This window comes from Streptomyces sp. SID12501 (assembly GCF_010550245.1).
Taxonomy (GTDB): domain Bacteria; phylum Actinomycetota; class Actinomycetes; order Streptomycetales; family Streptomycetaceae; genus Streptomyces.
This window is the reverse complement of the sequence record NZ_JAAGLU010000130.1, coordinates 1-985: the sequence shown is the minus strand read 5'-3', so window position 1 is coordinate 985 and position 985 is coordinate 1. Positions and strand designations below refer to the sequence as shown.

The window sequence follows — 985 nt, the reverse complement described above, 5'->3', positions numbered from 1 at the left end:
CCTAGACGAGTCATTCCGATGTGATCAGTGGTCGTAGGCGATCAGGGATCGCAGGACCGGCTGGCCTGTCCTGTGGTTGTGCCAGATCGCGGCGGCCATCGCGAGGACGCGCTGGGCGACGCGGACGGCAACGCCCTCGAAGGTCCGGCCGCCGTGCTGTTCCAGGTCGAGCTGGCCTTTGAGGGTGTCGTTGACCGACTCGATCAGCTGCCGCACCGATTTCAGCAGGGACTCGCCCTTGCGTTTCCTCTCGCGCTTGAACGACGGCCGCAGCAACTCGGCACCCCTCAAGGCCAGATCGGCCTCGAACTCCCTGGAGGCGAAACCCTTGTCGGAGATCACCAGCAGCCCCGGCCGGTCCGTGACCGTCTCGGGTTCGCGGTCGAGCATCGCGGTCAGTACCTCACGCTCGTCCGTCTTCGGGTTCGCCAGAGCCCACAGGATCGGCATCCCGGTCGGAGTGCACACCAGGAACAGGCGCAGGCCCCAGAAGAACCTGCTGTGGCTGGCGCAGTACCCGTATCCGGCCCAGCCGGCCATGTCCGACCGCTTCACCGTCGGCCGCGAGCGACCGCACTCCACCGGCGTGGAGTCGACGATCCAGTGGTTGTCGAACCAGAAGTCCGTATCGACGGCCAGCAGCCGTATCGCCTTCTTGACCAGCGGCAACGCGGCCCTGAGCCGCTTGTTCCAGCCCGGCTGCCTGGGCACGTACGGGAACATCCCGCCCAAGCGGGAGTCCACGAACCGCAACCACCGCGACTCCGAGGTGAAGCCCAGCAGCGCCTGCGCGACAGCGAGGCAGACAAGCTCGGAGTCCGTCAGCCGCGGCGGTCGGCCCAGCCACCGGGTACCCCCGATCTCGTCGTCGATCTTCACGTACAGTGCGGTCAGCAGGGCGTCCAGGTTGTTCGTCACACAACGATCATGGACGCCCTGTCTGCGTTCCCGGACACACCGTCAGCATTCGGAATGACTCGTCTAG

1 protein-coding gene is annotated in these 985 nt (G+C 66.2%); it reads right to left on the bottom strand.

Annotated features, from left to right (window positions below):
• Positions 1-24: 24 nt before the first annotated feature.
• Positions 25-918, bottom strand: coding sequence for an IS982 family transposase (locus G3I71_RS44770; RefSeq protein WP_164324619.1), 894 nt, complete (start codon positions 916-918; stop codon positions 25-27).
• Positions 919-985 lie beyond the last annotated feature (67 nt).